General features: G+C 73.1%; 15 protein-coding genes. 4 read left to right on the forward strand and 11 right to left on the reverse strand.

Going from position 1 to position 17,301, the window contains the following annotated elements; genetic code table 11:
• Positions 1-34 precede the first annotated feature (34 nt).
• A complete protein-coding gene (locus tag QFW80_RS03155) occupies positions 35-760 on the forward strand; it encodes a COG3650 family protein (RefSeq protein WP_280599692.1) in 726 nt (241 codons plus the stop codon).
• Between the two features lie 465 nt (positions 761-1,225).
• On the opposite strand, the gene QFW80_RS03160 is transcribed toward QFW80_RS03155, so the two are convergent.
• A complete protein-coding gene (locus tag QFW80_RS03160) occupies positions 1,226-2,827 on the reverse strand; it encodes a protein adenylyltransferase SelO (protein WP_280599694.1) in 1,602 nt (533 codons plus the stop codon).
• 232 nt (positions 2,828-3,059) lie between these two features.
• Here QFW80_RS03160 and QFW80_RS03165 point away from each other — a divergent pair, with 232 nt between their 5' ends.
• Together QFW80_RS03165 and QFW80_RS03170 are read left to right on the forward strand one after the other, a co-directional pair.
• A complete protein-coding gene (locus tag QFW80_RS03165; RefSeq protein ID WP_280599696.1) occupies positions 3,060-4,991 on the forward strand; it encodes a DEAD/DEAH box helicase in 1,932 nt (643 codons plus the stop codon).
• A 328-nt stretch (positions 4,992-5,319) separates the two neighbouring features.
• A complete protein-coding gene (locus QFW80_RS03170; RefSeq protein ID WP_280599697.1) occupies positions 5,320-6,078 on the forward strand; it encodes a glutamine amidotransferase-related protein in 759 nt (252 codons plus the stop codon).
• 84 nt (positions 6,079-6,162) lie between these two features.
• Here QFW80_RS03170 and QFW80_RS03175 read toward each other — a convergent pair whose 3' ends face one another.
• Entirely contained in the window at positions 6,163-6,582 is a 420-nt protein-coding gene (locus QFW80_RS03175) for a hypothetical protein (RefSeq protein ID WP_280599698.1), read from the reverse strand.
• Between the two features lie 112 nt (positions 6,583-6,694).
• On the opposite strand from QFW80_RS03175, the gene QFW80_RS03180 reads away from it, so the two are divergent.
• Positions 6,695-7,528 carry a helix-turn-helix domain-containing protein gene (locus QFW80_RS03180; protein ID WP_280599699.1) on the forward strand — a complete coding sequence of 278 codons (834 nt, stop codon included), beginning with the start codon at positions 6,695-6,697 and terminating at the stop codon, positions 7,526-7,528.
• A gap of 131 nt (positions 7,529-7,659) precedes the next feature.
• On the opposite strand, the gene QFW80_RS03185 is transcribed toward QFW80_RS03180, so the two are convergent.
• The 9 genes from QFW80_RS03185 to QFW80_RS03225 form a co-directional block, all read right to left on the reverse strand.
• Positions 7,660-8,070, reverse strand: coding sequence for a hypothetical protein (locus QFW80_RS03185; RefSeq protein ID WP_280599701.1), 411 nt, complete (start codon positions 8,068-8,070; stop codon positions 7,660-7,662).
• Positions 8,067-8,849 (reverse strand): sulfurtransferase, encoded by a 783-nt coding sequence (locus QFW80_RS03190; RefSeq protein ID WP_280599703.1) that lies wholly within the window; start codon positions 8,847-8,849, stop codon positions 8,067-8,069. The genes QFW80_RS03185 and QFW80_RS03190 overlap by 4 nt, the downstream gene beginning before the upstream one ends.
• Positions 8,850-8,877: 28 nt before the next feature.
• Positions 8,878-10,428 carry a leucyl aminopeptidase gene (locus QFW80_RS03195; RefSeq protein WP_280599705.1) on the reverse strand — a complete coding sequence of 517 codons (1,551 nt, stop codon included), beginning with the start codon at positions 10,426-10,428 and terminating at the stop codon, positions 8,878-8,880.
• Between the two features lie 107 nt (positions 10,429-10,535).
• Positions 10,536-11,795 carry an APC family permease gene (locus tag QFW80_RS03200; RefSeq protein WP_280599707.1) on the reverse strand — a complete coding sequence of 420 codons (1,260 nt, stop codon included), beginning with the start codon at positions 11,793-11,795 and terminating at the stop codon, positions 10,536-10,538.
• A gap of 55 nt (positions 11,796-11,850) precedes the next feature.
• Complete coding sequence (locus tag QFW80_RS03205) at positions 11,851-12,216, reverse strand: DUF6164 family protein (protein ID WP_280599709.1); 366 nt, start codon at positions 12,214-12,216, stop codon at positions 11,851-11,853.
• Positions 12,217-12,371: 155 nt separating this feature from the next.
• Entirely contained in the window at positions 12,372-12,995 is a 624-nt protein-coding gene (locus QFW80_RS03210) for an HD domain-containing protein (protein ID WP_280599940.1), read from the reverse strand.
• Positions 12,992-13,453, reverse strand: coding sequence for a DMT family transporter (locus QFW80_RS03215; RefSeq protein WP_280599711.1), 462 nt, complete (start codon positions 13,451-13,453; stop codon positions 12,992-12,994). Before QFW80_RS03215 ends, QFW80_RS03210 begins: the two co-directional genes overlap by 4 nt.
• 418 nt (positions 13,454-13,871) lie before the next feature.
• Positions 13,872-15,173, reverse strand: a complete 1,302-nt coding sequence (locus QFW80_RS03220) for an MFS transporter (RefSeq protein WP_280599712.1) — start codon at positions 15,171-15,173, stop codon at positions 13,872-13,874.
• 34 nt (positions 15,174-15,207) lie between these two features.
• The gene (locus tag QFW80_RS03225; RefSeq protein ID WP_280599714.1) at positions 15,208-17,238 is read right to left on the reverse strand and encodes a S9 family peptidase; all 2,031 of its coding nucleotides are present in this window, start codon (positions 17,236-17,238) and stop codon (positions 15,208-15,210) included.
• Between the last annotated feature and the right edge of the window lie 63 nt (positions 17,239-17,301).

Here is a 17,301-nt window from a genome sequence, read left to right on the forward strand (position 1 = left end):
ACAGTGGCGGCCCGGCCCCTCGCGGAGACCCGCCATGCGCCTGACTGCGTTCCGCCCCCCGTCCTCGTGCGTGCTCGCCCTGCTCCTGCTGCTGGCCGCAGGTTGCCGGCCTGCGCCCACGCCCGAGCCTCCCGCCGCGGCGCCACCCGCCACGCCATCGGCGCCGGCCGCCGTAACGACGCCGCCCCTGCCCGACACCGCCTCGGCGCGCTTCCGCTGCGGCGACACGCTGGTCTCGGCACGCTTCGACAACACCGCCGGACAGGTCACCCTGTCGACCGGACTGCGCCAGGTGCAGCTGCCGCAGGCGATGGCGGCCTCCGGCGCCCGCTACGCCGACGCCACCGGCAACGAGTTCTGGAACAAGGGCGACGAGGCGACGCTGACGCTGGACGGCGCGGCGTCCACCTGCCGGAGCACCGAGGAGGTCTCGCCGTGGGACGAGGCCCGTGAGCGCGGCGTCCGCTTCCGCGGGCTGGGCACGGAGCCGTTCTGGTCGCTCGAGGTCGATGGCGGCGAACGGCCGTCGATCAGCCTGGCGCTGGACATGGGCGAGCGCACGCTGGTGGTGGCCGAGGCCGGCCCGCTCGCGTCGGGCGAGGGTTTCGCCGGTCGGGCCGAGGACGGCAGCCAGGTGGTGCTGCGCATCGTCCGCGGCGACTGCAGCGACGGCATGAGCGACCAGGTCTATCCGGCCTCGGTCGAACTGGGTGTGGGGGACCAGGTGTATCGCGGCTGCGGCGCCTTTCTGCAGGAGTGAGCGGCGCCGGAGCGCGGCCCCGGCCGGATGCGCAGATCGGCGCGGCGGCAACGCGCGGCACCCGACGGACCGGTCCCGCCCGCCACGGGCGTGAACCGTAAGCCGGGATGCCCCTGTGCGGCCGCTACGCGGCGCAGTAAGCTTGCGCCGCCAACCACCGGGAGACCGCCATGGCCAAGAACCTGGACAAGCGCAAGGAAGACAAGAAGAAGCCGGAAAAGTCGCTGAAGGAAAAGCGAGCGGCGAAGAAGGAAAAGAAGGCCGGCAAGTAGCCGGCCTTCTTTTTGCGGGCGGTCCCGGAGTCGGAAGCGCACGCTGCCCGGCGCGCCGACAGCCGCGCGCACCGGTTCCGGCGCCGGTTTGCGGCCATGCAGTGCGGGGACGCTGCCGGCCCTGTCGCCATCCGACGCGCGGGGCGCGGGTGATCGGGGTCGGAGCGGCGCATCGCCCGCGCGCGCGGGTCGCTCAGGAACTGCAGGACAGCATCGAGCACCCCGCCCGCGTGCGCGCCCACTCCGGGCGCTTCGCGGCGAACGCTTCGCGGCCCGGCTGGTCGTCGCAGGGCCGGCGCACGACGTCCAGCAGCTCCGCGACACCCGCATCGTCGCCCGCCTCCGCGCGGTCGATCGCCTGCTGGGCGAGGTAGTTGCGCAGCACGTATCGCGGATTCGCCGCTGCCATGCGGGCACGGCGGCCGGCGGCGTCGAGCGGGTCTCGCGACAGCCGCTGCGCATAGGCCTGCAGCCAGGCCTCCAGCGCCGGCGCGTGCGCCTCGCGCAGCGCCGTATCGTAGAACGCGTCGGCCAGCACGTCGGCGGAGGGATGCGCCGGATCGACATCGGCCAGCGCGCGGAAGCCCAGCGTCATGTCGACCCGCGCGGCCTGCATCAGGGACTGCAGCCGCTGCATGAGCTCCACGTCGCTGTCCTCGCACCCCACCAGCCCCAGCTTGCGCGCGATCGTGTCGCGTTCGGCCTGCACGTAGGCGTCGGCGTAGCGGTCCAGACCCGCCTGCAGCGGCGCGGCATCGTCGAACAGCGGCGAGAGCGCCTGCGCCAGCCGCGCCAGGTTCCAGTGCGCCACCCGCGGCTGCCAGCCGAAGCGGTAGCGCCGGCCCTGCGCATCGGTGGTGTTGGGCGTCCAGTCCGGATCGTAGTCGTCGATCCACCCGTAGGGCCCGTAGTCGATGGTCAGGCCCAGGATCGACATGTTGTCGGTGTTGAGCACGCCGTGCACGAAGCCCACCCGCATCCAGCCCGCGACCAGCCGCGCGGTGCGTTCGCAGACCTCGGCGAACCACGCCGCGTAGCGCTCCGGGGTGAAGGCGCCGCGCCGCTGCAGCGCCTCCAGCGGCGCGTCGTCGCCGCCGTCGAACAGGTGCGGGAAGTCGCGCCGGATGCAGACATCCGCCAGCTGGCGCAGCAGCGCCGTGTCGCCACGCGCGGACGGCAGCTCGAAATGGCCGAAACGCAGGAACGAGGGCGCGACCCGGCACACGACCGCGCCGGGCTCGGCCTGCGGCCGGCCGTCGTAGAACATGTCGCGCACCACCGTTTCGCCGGTGGCCACCAGACAGAGCGCGCGCGTGGTCGGGATGCCCAGGTGGTGCATCGCCTCGCTGCACAGGAACTCGCGCACCGACGAGCGCAGGACGGCGCGTCCGTCGGCGGTGCGTGAATACGGCGTGAGCCCGGCCCCCTTCAGCTGCAGCTCGCGGCGCGCGCCGCCGGGCAGCACCGCTTCGCCCAGCGTGATCGCGCGGCCATCGCCCAGCTGCCCCGCCCAGTGGCCGAACTGGTGGCCGCCGTAGTTGGTCGCGAACGGGTCCATGCCGGGCAGCAGGGCGTTGCCGCCGAAGACATCGGCGAAGGCAGACGCGCGCACCTCGTCATCCGACCAGCCCAGCTCCGCCGCCATCTCGCGCGAATGCGCGACCAGCCGCGGCGCCGCCACCGGGGTGGGCTGGACCCGCGACCAGGCTGCCTGCACCTGCCGCGGACGCGGACCGGACTCCGGATCCCCCGGAAGTTCGCGCAGCAGGACGTTGTCGAAACGCGGGGCGTGCATCGTCAGCACCACGCGCCGCGCAATGCGGCGGCGCGGCCATCGGCGGAGACGCCGGGCGCGTGCGGCAGGTCCGGCAGGTCCGGCAGGTTCGACTGGAGGCGCATGCGGGGGCGGGACGGCAAAACCCGATGGTAACGGGCGCCCGGTCGCCGGCGCGCGACGGCGGCCCGGCGGCGCGGCGCGTACACTGTGTCCCCCCTTTTTTCCGAGACCGGCGCCGCCCGGACCCGCCATGAGCGCCGATGCCATGCCCACCCCGTTCGCCGATTTCGGCCTGTCCGAGCCGCTGCTGCGGGCCCTGGTCGACGTCGGCTATGAATCGCCCTCGCCGATCCAGGCCGCGACGATCCCGCCGCTGATGCAGGGCCGCGACGTGCTCGGCCAGGCCCAGACCGGGACCGGCAAGACCGCCGCCTTCGCCCTGCCGGCGCTGGCGCGGCTCGATGCGGCCGCGCGCAAGCCGCAGGTGCTGGTGCTGGCGCCCACGCGCGAACTCGCGATCCAGGTCGCCGAGGCGTTCCAGAAGTACGCCACCCACCTGCCCGGCTTCCACGTGCTGCCGGTCTACGGCGGCCAGGGCTACGGGCCGCAGCTGGCCGCGCTCAAGCGCGGCGTGCACGTGGTGGTCGGTACCCCCGGGCGCGTGATCGACCATCTCGACCGCGGCACGCTCGATCTGTCTGAACTGCGCACCCTGGTGCTCGACGAGGCCGACGAGATGCTGCGCATGGGCTTCATCGACGACGTCGAGGCGGTGCTGAAGAAGACCCCCGCCAGCCGCCAGGTGGCGCTGTTCTCGGCCACCATGCCGGCGCAGATCAAGCGCATCGCGCAGACCTACCTCAAGGATCCGGTGGAAATCGCGATCAAGTCGCAGACCACCACCGCGGCCAACATCCGCCAGCGGGTGTGGATGGTGAGCGGCACCAACAAGCTCGACGCGCTCACCCGAATCCTGGAGGCCGAGCCGTTCGACGCGATGATCGTGTTCGCGCGCACCAAGCTGGGCACCGCGGAGCTGGCCGAGAAGCTGGCGGCGCGCGGATTCGCCGCGGCCGCGATCAACGGCGACCTCGACCAGAAGCAGCGCGAGAAGACCATCCAGGCGCTCAAGGACGGCCGCATCGACATCCTGGTGGCGACCGACGTCGCCGCGCGCGGGCTGGACGTGGACCGCATCAGCCACGTACTGAACTACGACATTCCCTACGACACCGAAAGCTACGTGCACCGCATCGGCCGCACCGGGCGCGCGGGCCGCAGCGGCGAGGCGATCCTGTTCGCCGCGCCGCGCGAGCGCGGGATGCTCGGCGCGATCGAGCGCGCGACGCGGCAGAAGATCGAGCCCATGCAGCTGCCGAGCGTGGAGACGGTGAACGAGCGCCGGGTGTCGAAATTCATGGAGCGCATCACCGGCGCGCTCGACAGCCCCGACCTGGCCCTGTTCCGCGACCTGGTGGAGCGCTACGAGCGCGAGCACGACGTGCCGGCGGCCGAGATCGCCGCCGCGCTGGCGAGGGTCGTGCAGGGCGATGCGCCGCTGCTGCTGGCCGCCGCGGCCGAACGCACGCGCAAGGATCGCGACGAGGGCCGCGGTCCGCGCGAGCGGATGGAGCGCCGCGAGCGCGACGCGCCATCCCAGCCTGCGTACGCACCTGCGCCGGCGTCGGCGTTGGGGCCGGCGTCCGCACCGGTCCAGCGGCCGGCGCGCCGCGAGCGCCCGGCCACCGCGGGCGAAGCCCTGTTCGACGAGGCGCCGCCACCCGCGGACCATTCCGCGCCGCGCGCGCGCAGCGCGCCGGCGGGCGCTGCGGTCGCGGGCGAGTTCGCGATGGAGACCTTCCGCATCGAGGTGGGCCACGCCCACGGCGTGCAGCCGGGCAACATCGTCGGCGCGATCGCCAACGAGGCCGACCTGGAGAGCCGCTTCATCGGCCGGATCGACATCCGCGACGACCACAGCCTGGTCGACCTGCCCGAAGGCATGCCGCGCGAGGTGCTCGAACACCTGAAGAAGGTGTGGGTGTCGGGGCAGCAGCTGAAGATGCGGCGCGCCGAGGCCGGCGACACGCGTCCGCCGCGCGGACGGGCCCCACGTCCGGGCACCCGCCCCGGCGCGGGCAAGCCGCGGCCGCGCCCGGGCGGGAAGCGGCCGCCGCGCTAGCGCGAGGACGCCCTTGCGGCCTGGTGCAGCGCACGGGCCGTTGGACGCGTGAGCCCGCGGCTGCGCCGCCGTCGCCGTTGGGCACCTTCCACCCGTGACGGGCGCACTGCCCAGCACGCGGCGGCAGGAACGCTCAAAAGTCCCTTGGGAAGCGGCACCCAGTCGCCGACCCGGAGCCGGTGCGATGCTTCGCGCCCGGCCAGGCGATCGCGTCCTGCCTGAAGATCGACGCCCACCCTGATGCGTTCCGGACCCCGATCCGGTCCGCGTTCGTCACAGCCGCAACCGCGTGGTTCCGCTGCGCGCGATCGCTTCCTAGAATCGCGCCATGCCCCGCATCCTCGTCTTCCAGCACGTGGCGGCCGAACCGCTCGGCACCCTCGACCCGCTGATCCGCCGCCGCGGCCACCGCATCCGCTTCGTCAATTTCGAGCGCGATCCCGATGCGCAGCCCAGCGTCGACCGCTACCAGGGGCTGGTCGTGCTCGGCGGCCCGATGAACGTGCAGGACCAGGCCACGCGCCCGCACCTGCGCACCGAGCTGGCCGCGATCGAACGCATGCTCGGACAGGGCAAGCCGGTGCTCGGCATCTGCCTGGGCGCGCAGTTGCTGGCGCACGCGCTGGGCGCGCCGGTGAAACGCCACCACGTGCCCGAGATCGGCTGGTACCGGCTGCGCGCCACGGACGCCGGCCGGGCCGATCCGGTGCTCGCACCGCTGGGGGAGGAGGCGCCGGTGTTCCAGTGGCACGGCCACCACTTCGAGATCCCGCGCACCGCCACGCACCTGGCGCGCAGCGACACCTGCGAACAGCAGGCCTTCCGCTGGGGCGAGAAGGCCTACGGCTTCCAGTTCCATCTGGAGATGGACGAGCCGCTGATCGAACGCTGGCTCGCCACGCCGGGCTACCGCGCCGAGCTGGAGCGCCGCGAGGGCCTGCACGACGAGGCCGCGATCCGCGCCCATACCCGCGAGCACATCGCGGCGATGCAGGCCGGCGCCGACGCGGTGTTCAACAACTTCCTCGACCTGGTCGGGCGTCCGGACCGGCGCATCGCCCTGCCCTCGCGCGAGTTCGGCGAATAGGCGCCAGACGGTCCCGCCGCAAGGCGGACGACGGGCGCGAGCCGGCTCGGACGGGCAGATGCACGACTGCGGCAGCCGCCGTCCTCACGCAAGCCCGGCCGACGCGACGCGACGCGCACGCAGCCCGAACCAGCCCAGTTCGGCGAAGGCCAGCACCGCCAGCGCCTGCGCCAGCACGAAGGCGACACCGACCGCACTCGGCCGCCAGGCGCCGCCGAAGGCCACCCACGCGCTGGCCACGACCCACGCCAGGTTGACCGCGACCACCGCCGCGACCCAGCGACGCGGCGGCGCCTCGCGCCGCGAGAGGCCGTAGACCAGCGCCACGAACGGCAGCAGCGCGACGCCGGCACCGCGCAGCAGGCCAGCGGGCAGGGCCAGCACGGGGGCGAGCACGTCGGCCGCGGCGACCAGCAGCGCCGCCGTGGCGCCGGAGGCGACCGCGTCGAGCAGCAGCACGCGGGGCAGGAAACGGGGGTGGGCGGTCATCTGGCGCAGGCGCATGGCGATCTCCTCGGTCTGGACGGGTTGCGGACAGGCTGCGCGGCGCGGGTCGCGACCGCGATTACCTGCCAGGTAAGCGCCGTGCGGCGCGCGGGCGGCTATGGTGTCGCCCATGCAACCGCACACCCACGCGCTTCCCGACGTCGGTGCCCAGCTGCGCACGTGGCGCCAGCGCCGGCACCTGTCCCAGCTCGACCTCGCCGGCCTGGCCGACATGTCCACCCGCCACCTGAGCTTCGTCGAAACCGGACGCTCGCTGCCCAGCCGGGCGATGCTGCTGCGGCTGTCGGACCGGCTCGAGGTGCCGCTGCGCGAACGCAACGCGCTGTTCGTGGCCGCGGGCTATGCGCCGGTCTACAGCGAGCGGCGCATCGACGATCCCGCGCTCGACCAGGCGCGGGAGGCGATCGAACTGGTGTTGCGCGCCCACGAGCCGTACCCGGCGCTGGCCGTCGACCGTCACTGGCGGCTGCAGGCAGCCAACCGTGCGCTGGCGCCGCTGCTGGCCGGCGTCGCGCCGCACCTGCTCGAACCGCCCGTCAACGTGCTGCGGCTGAGCCTGCACCCGGGGGGGGTCGCGCCGCGGATCGTCAACCTTGGCCAGTGGCGCGCCCACCTGCTGCACCGCCTGCGCCAGCAGGTGGCGGCGACCGGGGACCCGGTGCTGGTGGCGCTGGAGGCCGAGCTGTCGGCCTACCCTGCCCCCGACCACGACGAGACGCCGGACGCGAACGCCGTCGTGGTGCCGATGCGCATCCACTCCGCGCTGGGCGAACTCGCCTTCCTCAGCACCACCACCGTGTTCGGGACGCCGGTGGCGGTGACCCTGTCGGAACTGGCGATCGAATCGTTCTTTCCGGCCGATGCGCACACCGCCGAGGTACTGCGCAGCGCCGCGTTCGCGGACGCGATCGCGGCGAGTCCCTTCCTGCCGCCGGGCGCCTGAACGCTTCGGCGAGGTGACGCAGGACCACGTCGCATCGCCGGCGCCAGCGCGCGCGGCCCACCGGACCGGAGCACGGTGTGCGAGCGCAGGCGCGCCGGGTGGATCGCACCGCCCGCGGGCGGTATCGCGCGCTACCGGATCGGCTGCGGATCCGTCTCGGGAGCGGACGGCAGCGGTTCTTCCAGCGGCCCGGGGCCGGATCCAGGCGCGGCCTCCGGCTCCGGCAGCGGCGCCACCTCAGGCGACGGCTCGGGCGCGACCACCCGCTCGATCACCCCGTCCACCACCTGGTCGGCGACGCGACCCGCCACCTCGCCGGCCACCGACGACGGCTGCAGTACCTCCTCGATGCGGCGACCGCCGAAGTCCGGGCCCAGCACGTAGACAAGTTCCGATACGGTCGGCCAGCCCATGTGCGGGGCCAGGAACCAGTACGCCCCCACCAGCGCCAGCACGAAGAACACGATCTTCAGCAACGCCCCGACCAGCTTGTAGGCCAGGTACGCGCCGAGCACCAGCAGTACCAGCCCCAGCCAGCTCATGCGGCCTGCACTCCTGCGGTCGCGGGCACGGTCACGGGATCCGCGCCGCCGGCCAGCGGGCGCAGGCAGGCATCGAGCGCGACCCGGTCGTCGAACACGAAGCAGCCGCCCTCGAAGCCCTCGCCGCCCACGGCCTCGAAATAGCCGAGGATCCCGCCGTCGAGCTGCAGCACGTGGTCGAGGCCGCTGGCGCGCATCCACGGCGCGGCCTTCTCGCAGCGGATGCCGCCGGTGCAGTAGCTGACCACGGTGGCGCCGGCGAGCGCGGCGCGGTGCGGTTCGAGCGCGGCGGGCAGGTCGGTGAAGTTGTCGATCGGCAGCGTGAGCGCGCCGGCGAAGCGACCATACGCGGTCTCCTCGCGGTTGCGGGTGTCGAGCAGCACCAGCCGCCGGCCGTCGTCGTCGTGGCCCTGGCGCAGCCAGCGCGCCAGCACCTGGGGCGCGACCGCGGGCGCGCGACCGGCGCGCAGCGGCGAGGCCTCGTCGCGGCGGAAACTGATGATCTCGCGCTTGAGCTTCACCTTCAGCCGCGCGAACGGGACCGCATCGCTCCAGCTGTCCTTGACCTCGATCGCGGCGAAGCGCGGATCCGCGCGCAGGCGCTGCAGGAAGGCCCCGACCGCCGTGTCGGCGCCGGCCAGGAACAGGTTCACCCCTTCCGGGGCCACCAGCACGGTCCCGCGCAGCGCGCCGGCTTCGGCCCAGGCGCGCAGGTCGGCGGCCAGGGCCGGCGGGTCGGCGACCTCGACGAAGCGGTAGGCGGCGATGTTGCGGATCATGGCGCCATTGTAGGGGCCGGGCGCGACCCTACTCGTGGTGGTCGCGCACGAAGCGGTCGAGCAGGCGCACGCCGAAGGCCGACGCGCCCTCGGGCACGGTGGGATCGGCGCTGTCGTTCCAGTCCGCGCCGGCGATGTCCAGGTGCGCCCAGGGCAGCGCGCGATCGACCCATTCGCCGATGAAGTAGGCGCCGATCCCCGCGCCGGGCGAGCCGCCGCCGTTGCGCAGGTCGGCGATCGGCGACTCCAGGCGCTTGCCGTACTCGTCGCGCAGCGGCAGGCGCCAGAGCGCTTCGCCGCTGGCCTCGCCCGCCGCCAGCAGCTGCGCGGCCAGCGCATCGTCGCGCGAGAACAGGCCGGCGTAGTCGCCGCCCAGCGCGGTGACCACCGCGCCGGTGAGCGTGGCCACGTCGACCACCAGCTTCGGCCGGTCCTGCCGCTGCACGTACCACAGCGCGTCGGTCAGCACCATGCGGCCCTCGGCGTCGGTGCTCATGATCTCGAAGGTCTTCCCGGACGCGGTGCGCACCACGTCGCCGGGTCGCGACGCGCTGCCCGAGGGCATGTTCTCGGCCAGCGCCGCCACCGCCACCGCGTTCACCGGCGCCTGGCGGCCGGCCAGCGCCAGCACCGTCGAGACCACCGTCGCCGCGCCGGTCATGTCGCCCTTCATCTGCCACATGTTGGTGTTGGGCTTGATCGAGATGCCGCCGCTGTCGAAGGTGATGCCCTTGCCGACGAACGCCAGCGGCGCCTCGCCGGCGGCGCCGCCGGCGTAGCGCACCAGCAGCAGCCGCGGCGGCCGCACGCTGCCCTGGCCGACGGCCAGGATCCCGCCCATGTCGAGCCTGCGCATGGCCGTCACGTCGAGCACCTCGAGCGTGAGCGGCAGTCCGCGCGCGGCGGTGCGCACCCGCTCGACGAACTCCTCGGGCCACAGCGCATTGCCCGGTTCGGTCGACAGGTCGCGGGCGAAGGCGACCGCCTCGGCCACCGGCTGCCACTGCGCGCGATACGCCGAACCGGCCGCGGCGCCTTCGCGGGTGCGGATCGCCAGCGTCCCCGGGGCGGCGTCGGCCGGCGCGTCCTCATCCGGCTTCGACCGGTACTTGTCGAAGCGGTACTGGCCGATCGCCGCGCCGAACGCGAGATGCGACGCGGCGCCGGCCTCGTCGCCGTCCCATACCAGGTCGACACGCGGCGTGCGGTGCTTGCCGAACGCCTGCGCCACGCGGCCGCCGATGTCTTCCAGCTGCCGCGGCGACTGCGGCCCGGCTGCCCCGGTGCCGAGCACCAGCAACCGCTCGTAGCCGCCGAAGCCGCGCAGGTCGAGGCGGCTGTCGGCCTTGCCGCGGAAGCCGTCGGCCTCCGCGGCCCGCCGCAGCGCGCCACCGGTGCGCGCATCGATGGCATCGAAGCTGCCGCCCGCGGGCAGGCCTTCGGCCACCGCGATCGCGATCGCGCCGCCTTCGGGCACCTGGTGCGCATCGAACGCCAGCGTGCGCTGGGCCCGCGCGTCGGACGGCCAGAGGGCCGCAAGGCAGACGAAAAACGCGAGCGCGAACCAGAATCTGGACATCGGGTGCCCCGTGCAGGAAAGGGAGATGGCGCGCGGCGCACGCAGGCGGCCCGGCGCAGGACCCACGACCTTACCCCGCGCCGCCATGCGCCGCGGCCTGCCGGAAGTCATGCGCCGGGCGGAGCCCGCCCCCGCATCGCCGCCGCCAGCGCCATCAGCGCAACGCCGACCGCCATCGCGATCGCGACGTTGCGCAGTTCCGACAGCGCCGCATGCGCCACCAGCCAGGCGATCACCACCATCGCCGCGCCGGCGACCCAGCCGCCGGCCGGTACCCGGAACGCGGCCGGCGCCATGCCTGCGCCTTCGCGCCGCCGCAGCACCGGCAGCGCGAGGCAGGTGGCGGCGTAGGCCAGCAGGCGCGTGATCGTGCTCAGCGCCACCGCGGTCAGGAACGAGCCCGACAGGGTCAATGCCAGCATGCACGTCGCGGTGAGCGCGATCGCCCAGTGCGGCGTGCGGTAGCGGGCGTGCGTGCGCGCCAGCGCGGCCGGCAGCTGGCCGTGTTCGGCCATCGCGTACAGCAGGCGCGGCGCGGCCAGCACCAGGCCGTTGAGCGTGCCCGAGATCGACACCACCGCGCCGAACACGATCACCGCGGCGCCGGCGCTGCCGGCGAAGCGACCGGCGGCATCGGCCAGCGGCGTGCTGGAGTCGGCCAGTTCCGGCAGGGTCCCGATCGAGACCACCTGGATCAGCAGGTACAGCGGCACGATCACCGCCATCGAGGCCAGGATCGCGAACGGCAGCGTACGCCGCGGTTCGCGCACTTCGCCCGCGGGCACGGTGGCGGTCTCGAACCCGGTGAAGGCGAACACCAGCAGCAGAATCGCGGCCGGATACTCGCCCGCGGGCGGCGCGGACGCCGGCACGAAGTTCGCGGGCGCCAGGAAGAACAGGCCGACCGCGACGAACAGCAGCAGCGGCACCAGCTTGCCCACCGTGAACACGTTGGCGACGATCGCCGCGGTGCGCACGCCGCGGATGTTGATCGCCGCGATCACCAGGGTCGCGAGCGTGGCCACCGCCACGCGCCCGGGCAGCGACGCCACCGCCGGCCAGGCATGCGCCAGGTAGTCGATCAGCAGGTTGCACAGCGCCGCGAACGCGGTCACGCGCGTCAGCCACACCAGCCAGCCCACCTGGAAGCCGACCAGCGGCCCGAACGCGGTGCGTGCGTACAGGTAGGGCCCGCCGGTGTCCTCGAAGCGGCTGCCCACTTCGGCGAAGCACAGCACCACCAGCAGCACCAGCAGCGCGCACGCGACGTAGGCCAGCAGTGCATACGGGCCGAGCAGTTCGTGCACGCGCGAGGGCAGTCCGAAGATGCCGGCGCCGATCACCGAGTTGATGAACAGCGCGACCATGCTGCCCCGTCCGATGCCGCGGACGAGGTGCCCCTGCGCGGCGGACCCCATTCGATCAGCGCCCGATCAGGATGGCGGGCAGCGCCATCAGCCCGAGCAGCAGCGCGATCGCGACCACGATCAGCGCCACCCGCAGCGGATTCGCGCGCGCGATGTCGGAGAAGGTCTCGGCGGTGCCGTCGCGCACGGCCTGCGCATGCTCGGCCCGCACGCGTTCGGCGCGCTGGCGCTGGTACTCGGCCATGCGGCGCTTGGCTTCGGGCACGTCGGCGTCGTTGCGCACCCAGATGCCGCCGGCGGAAATGCCGAACGGCCCCGGCCGGGTCTCGTAATGCTCGATCCGCGCCGCGTCGAGGAAGGCGCGGACGTCGTCGGCCTCATCGTCGGGCACGTGGCGCAGGTTGAGAAGGAGTTTCGCCATCGCGGCGATCATAGCCCGATCCGCCGCGCGATCGCCTGCTGCGCCCCCTCCGCCTGCTCGGTTCCGATGGGCACGAGATGCCGGCGCGCGGCGCGCGATGGAGCGCCGGGGCCCTCATGCGAACGGGCGCATGCGCCCGCCCACGCGGCGCGCCCTCAGCGCTTGCCGGTGACCACGCGACGCAGGTTGGCGCGCGCCTGCGCGTCGAGACGCGCATGGAAGAAATCGCTGAGATAGATCCGCGGCCTGGCGAGAAGGGCCTTGAGGAAACGGCGGCGGTTGATCCGGAACAGCCAGTCCGGCACGTGTCCGCGATATTCCGCGGCGATGGCGCGATCGTAGGCATCGAACGCCTCCGGCGCGGCGCCGAGGATCGCCATGTCGCAGTCGAGGAAGTGGCAGGTGTCGATCGCGACCGCGGTCTTGCCGAACTCGTGCGCGGACAATTGGCCGTGGCGCGCGGTGAGCTCGATGAGCTCGGCCACGCGCGCGCGGTCGAGCGGCGCGTCCGGCAGCCAGCGCGCGATTTCGGCCAGGGCGAATGCCGCCGAGCGTGCCTCGTTGTCGCGACGCCCGGCGTCGTAGATGGCGTCGTGGTACAGCACCGCCAGCCGAACCTCGTCGGGCTGCACCCAGCCAGGCCCCGCGGCCACGGCGTTGGAGTGCCGGAGCACCTCGCGCACGTGGTCGAAGCAGTGGTACGCGCGCGGCGGCATGGCATAGGCCGCCTCGAGCGCCTGCAGCTGTGCGGGCGGCAGCGCGATCACGTGGGCCGTCAGCCCGACTGCCAGGGGCGCACCACCAGCGCCGCGCCGATGATCACCAGCAGCGCGCCCGACACGCGTACCAGGTCGGCCGGACGCGCGGCGCCAAGCACGCCGAAGTGGTCGAGCACCAGCGAGGACACCACCTGGCCGAGGACCACCAGGCAGATCATCGCGCCCGCGCCGAGCGTGGGCACCAGGAAGGTGGCCGCGAACACGAACACCGCGCCGATCGCGCCGCCGACCCAGATCCACGCCGGCAGCGCCGCCACCGACACGGCGGGAAGGAACGGCGTACGCGTGCCCAGCAGCACCAGCCCCAGCAGGCAGGTGCCGACCAGGAACGACACGAACGACGCATACAGCGCGCCCTGCGTCAGCGCGCCCAGGCGTGCGTTCACCAGCGCCTGCAGCGGCAGCAGCGCGCCGATCAGGACCGCCGCCGCGATGCCCAGCAATGCCCAGCCCTTCATGCCCGTCGCGCTCCGGAGATGTTCGTCGGATGTCGCCCAGTCTAGTGGGTCGGGCGTGGGAGCGCGGCATCGGGTCGGTGCGCGCCTGGCGGTCGATCACGGTTCCGCGGGTGCGCTGCGCTTACCGGGCTACGCGTCCATATCCTCCCCCGGCGCTCGCTGCGTAGCCCGGATAAGCGCAGCGCATCCGGGGCGCGCGACTTCCGCGCAGACGAAATTCCCGGCTCGCGCGCGCGTCTCCGCGGCGTTGCGGGCCCAGGGGCGGATCGCGGTGGCCCCGGGTGCGCTGCGCTTACCCGGGCTACGTATCCGCCTGCGTTCTCCGTCGCCGTCGTGATCGTGGCATTCCCGTACCTGGTGTGGCATCGCGTCTCCCGGCGCGCCACGACATGCGGCGGGCACACCGGTCGCGATGCAACTACCTGGCCGGCGAGTCCCGCCGCACCGTCAGCAGCGCCAGCAGCGTCAGTGCCCCCATCGCCGCCAGGTACCAGCCCACCGACTGCAGGCCGAAGCGCTCTCCGAGCCGTGTGGCGATGTAGGGCGCGGGGGACGCGCCAAGGATGCCGGCAAGGTTGAAGGCCAGCGACGCGCCGGTATAGCGCACCGCGGTCGGGAACATCTCGGCCAGGATCGTGCCGCAGGGCCCGTAGGTCAGCCCCATCGCGCCCAGGCCCAGGGCGAGGAACGCCAGCACGCCCCAGTCGCTGCCCGATTCGAGCAGCGGCGCGAACGCGAACCCGAAGCCGATGATCAGCACCGTGGCCGCCAGCATCGCGTTGCGGCGCCCGAAACGATCGGCGTACAGCGCCGCCAGTGGGATCGTCAGCGCGAAGAACAGCACGCCCAGCATCTGCAGCCAGAGGAAGTGCTCGCGCGAATAGCCCAGCTTCGAGGTGCCCCAGCTCAGCGCGAACACGGTCATCAGGTAGAACAGCACGAACGTCGCCACCAGCGACAGCGTGCCCGCCAGCAGCCGGCCGGGATGCTCGCGCAGCACGCTGGCCATCGGCAGGCGCACGCGCTCGTCGCGGTCGACGGCGCGCTGGAAATCCGGCGTCTCCGCGATGCGCAGCCGCACCCACAGCCCCACCAGCACCAGCACCGCGCTGGCCAGGAACGGGATCCGCCAGCCCCAGGCCAGGAACGCCGCGTCGCTCATCCAGTGAGTCAGGGCGAGGAACACGCCGGTGGAGAGCAGGAATCCGATCGGCGCGCCCAGCTGTGGAAACATCCCGTACCAGGCGCGCTTGTCCGGGGGGGCGTTCTCGGTCGCCAGCAGCACCGCCCCGCCCCATTCGCCGCCCAGGCCCACGCCCTGCCCAAGCCGGCACAGCGCCAGCAGCAACGGCGCGGCGAGGCCGGCCTGGGCGTAGGTGGGCAGCAGGCCGATCACCACGGTCGACACGCCCATCGTCAGCAGCGCCGCGACCAGGGTCGCCTTGCGCCCGACGCGGTCGCCGAAATGGCCGAACAGCGCCGAGCCGAACGGCCGCGCGATGAAGGCCAGGGCGAAGGTCGCGAACGACTGCAGCGTGGCCGTGGCCGGATCGCCGGGCGGGAAGAACAGCTGCGGAAACACCAGCACCGCCGCGGTGGCGTAGATGTAGAAATCGAAGAATTCGATCGTGGTGCCGATCAGGCTCGCGAACAGCACCCGGCGCTTGTCGGCGCCGGATGCCGCGCGCGTGGCCGCCGCGGGCGCATTCGCGCTGGTCATCGCTCCAGTCGCCGTGACGCCGCGCGCACGCGCCTCACTTGCCCGCATCTCCCGGCAGCGCGTAATCGAGCGCGTAGGGCGGCGGCTCGCCGCCCGGGCCCTTGAGGTAGTGGTCCATCCACTGTATCAGCCGCAGCGAGTAGTCGTAGCGCGAGGCCCCGCGCGCGTTGCCGTGGCCCTCGCCCGGATACAGCACCAGCCGCACCGGCGCCTGTCCGGCCAGCTTGAGGTAGCGGTACATCATGTAGGACTGCATCACCGGCACCCGCGGATCGGCCTCACCGTGCAGGATCAGGGTCGGCGTCTTCGACTGCTGCGCGTAGGTGATCGGGCTGGTCTTGCGGAACAGTTCGGGGTCTTCCCAGGGCCAGGTGCCCATGTGCACCAGGTGCTGCTCCCAGGGGATGTCGCCGGTGGTCACCAGGCTGGCCTGGTCGGAGATGCCGACGAACATCACCGAGGCGGCGAACCGCTCGCTGTAGTAGGTCGCGCCCCAGGCGCTGGCGTAGCCGCCGTACGAGCCGCCGGTGATGCCCACCTTGTCGCGGTCCACCAGCCCGATGTCGACCAGGTGGTCGACGCCGTCGACCACGTCGTCGAACTCCTCCATGCCCGGCCGCCCGAAGCCCTTCTTCGAGAACTCCACCCCGCGGCCGGTACTGCTGCGGTAGTTGGGCAGGAACACCGCGTAGCCCTGCGCCGCGGCATGGTGCAGCGGCTGCGAGTAGCCCGTCAGCCAGCCGTTGGTGTAGTGCGATTCCGGCCCGCCGTGGACCACGACGATCAGCGGCACGCGGGCATTGCCGCGGCGCTGCAGCGGGTGCACCAGCAAGCCCTCGATCTCGAGCCCGTCGCGGGCGGCGTAGCGGATCGTTTCCTGGCGCGCGAGCGCCACGTCCGCGAGCCAGGGATTGCTGTCGGTCAGCCGCCGTGGCGCGGCGCCCTCGCCGCTCAGCAGGAACACCTCGGTCGGGTGCGCGGAGGTGCTGCCGAGCAGTGCGATGTCGCCGCCGGGCGCGCGGTCGAAACCGCTCCACACCGGCCCTTCAGGCGCGAGCAGCGTGCGCTGCGCACCGCCGTCCACGCCGACCTCGCCCAGCCGCGCCTGCACGCCCTCCCAGCTGAGGAACTGCACGGTCGCCGGATCGCGCCATTCCACGTCCACCACGTGACCGGGCAGGTCCGGCAGCAGGTCGCGCCAGGCACCGCCGTCGCGGTCGACCACGAACAGCCGGCCCTGCTGCGCATCGTGTTCGTCCTGCGCCGAGATGAAGGCCAGGTGCGCCCCGTCCGGGCTCCACGACAGGCCGCCCACCTTGCCCGGATTTTCGACCCGGCCGAGCTCGCGCCCCTCGGAAGAGACGATCCGCACGCGCGTGAACACCAGGGTGTCGTCGGTGAGCTGGCGCGGCGCGACCAGCAGCGCCAGGCGATCGCCCGCAGGACTCCACAGCACCGACTGCACGCTGCCGTCCAGCGCGATCCTGCGCGGCTCCGGAGCGTCGGCGCCGATACCGGCGATCCACAGCTCGACGGCGCGCCAGTCCTCCTCGTAGACCTTCTGGCTGAAGCCCTGCTTCTTCAGGGCTTTCACCTCGTCGCTGTCCGGCGCAGTCGCCAGCAGCGCGACCTGGCGGCCGTCGGGCGAGAGGCTGAAGGCGGTGATGTCGGACTTGAGCGTGGCGATCGCCTCGGACTCGCCGCCGTCGACCGGGATGCGGTAGAGCGTGCGCGTGTCGTCGCCCTGGCGCTTGGCCAGGTAGGCCAGCGAGCGGCTGTCCGGGAACCAGGCCACGCCGCCCACGTTGACCTTGCCGGTCACGAAGCCGCGGCTGGCGCCCTCGCGCGAGGCCACGTGCAGTTCCGCCCACGCCGGGCCATCGTCGTCCTTGCCGATCTCGCGCGGCACCGACAGCACATAGGCCAGCTGGCGCGCGTCCGGGCTGATGGCGGCCTGGCTGACGGCGCGGGTCCGGGCGATCTGTTCGAGGGTCATGCCCTCGCTGGCAGCGCTTGCCGGCAGCGCGAGCACGAGCAGCAGCCACAGGCCCGCAGCCCGCAACATCGATCGACGCATCATCCAACCCCCTTCAGACATGAGCCCGGCACTTTGGCCCGGCCCGGAGGC

Origin of the sequence: Luteimonas rhizosphaericola (assembly GCF_029888045.1) — a bacterium.
Taxonomy (GTDB): domain Bacteria; phylum Pseudomonadota; class Gammaproteobacteria; order Xanthomonadales; family Xanthomonadaceae; genus Luteimonas; species Luteimonas rhizosphaericola.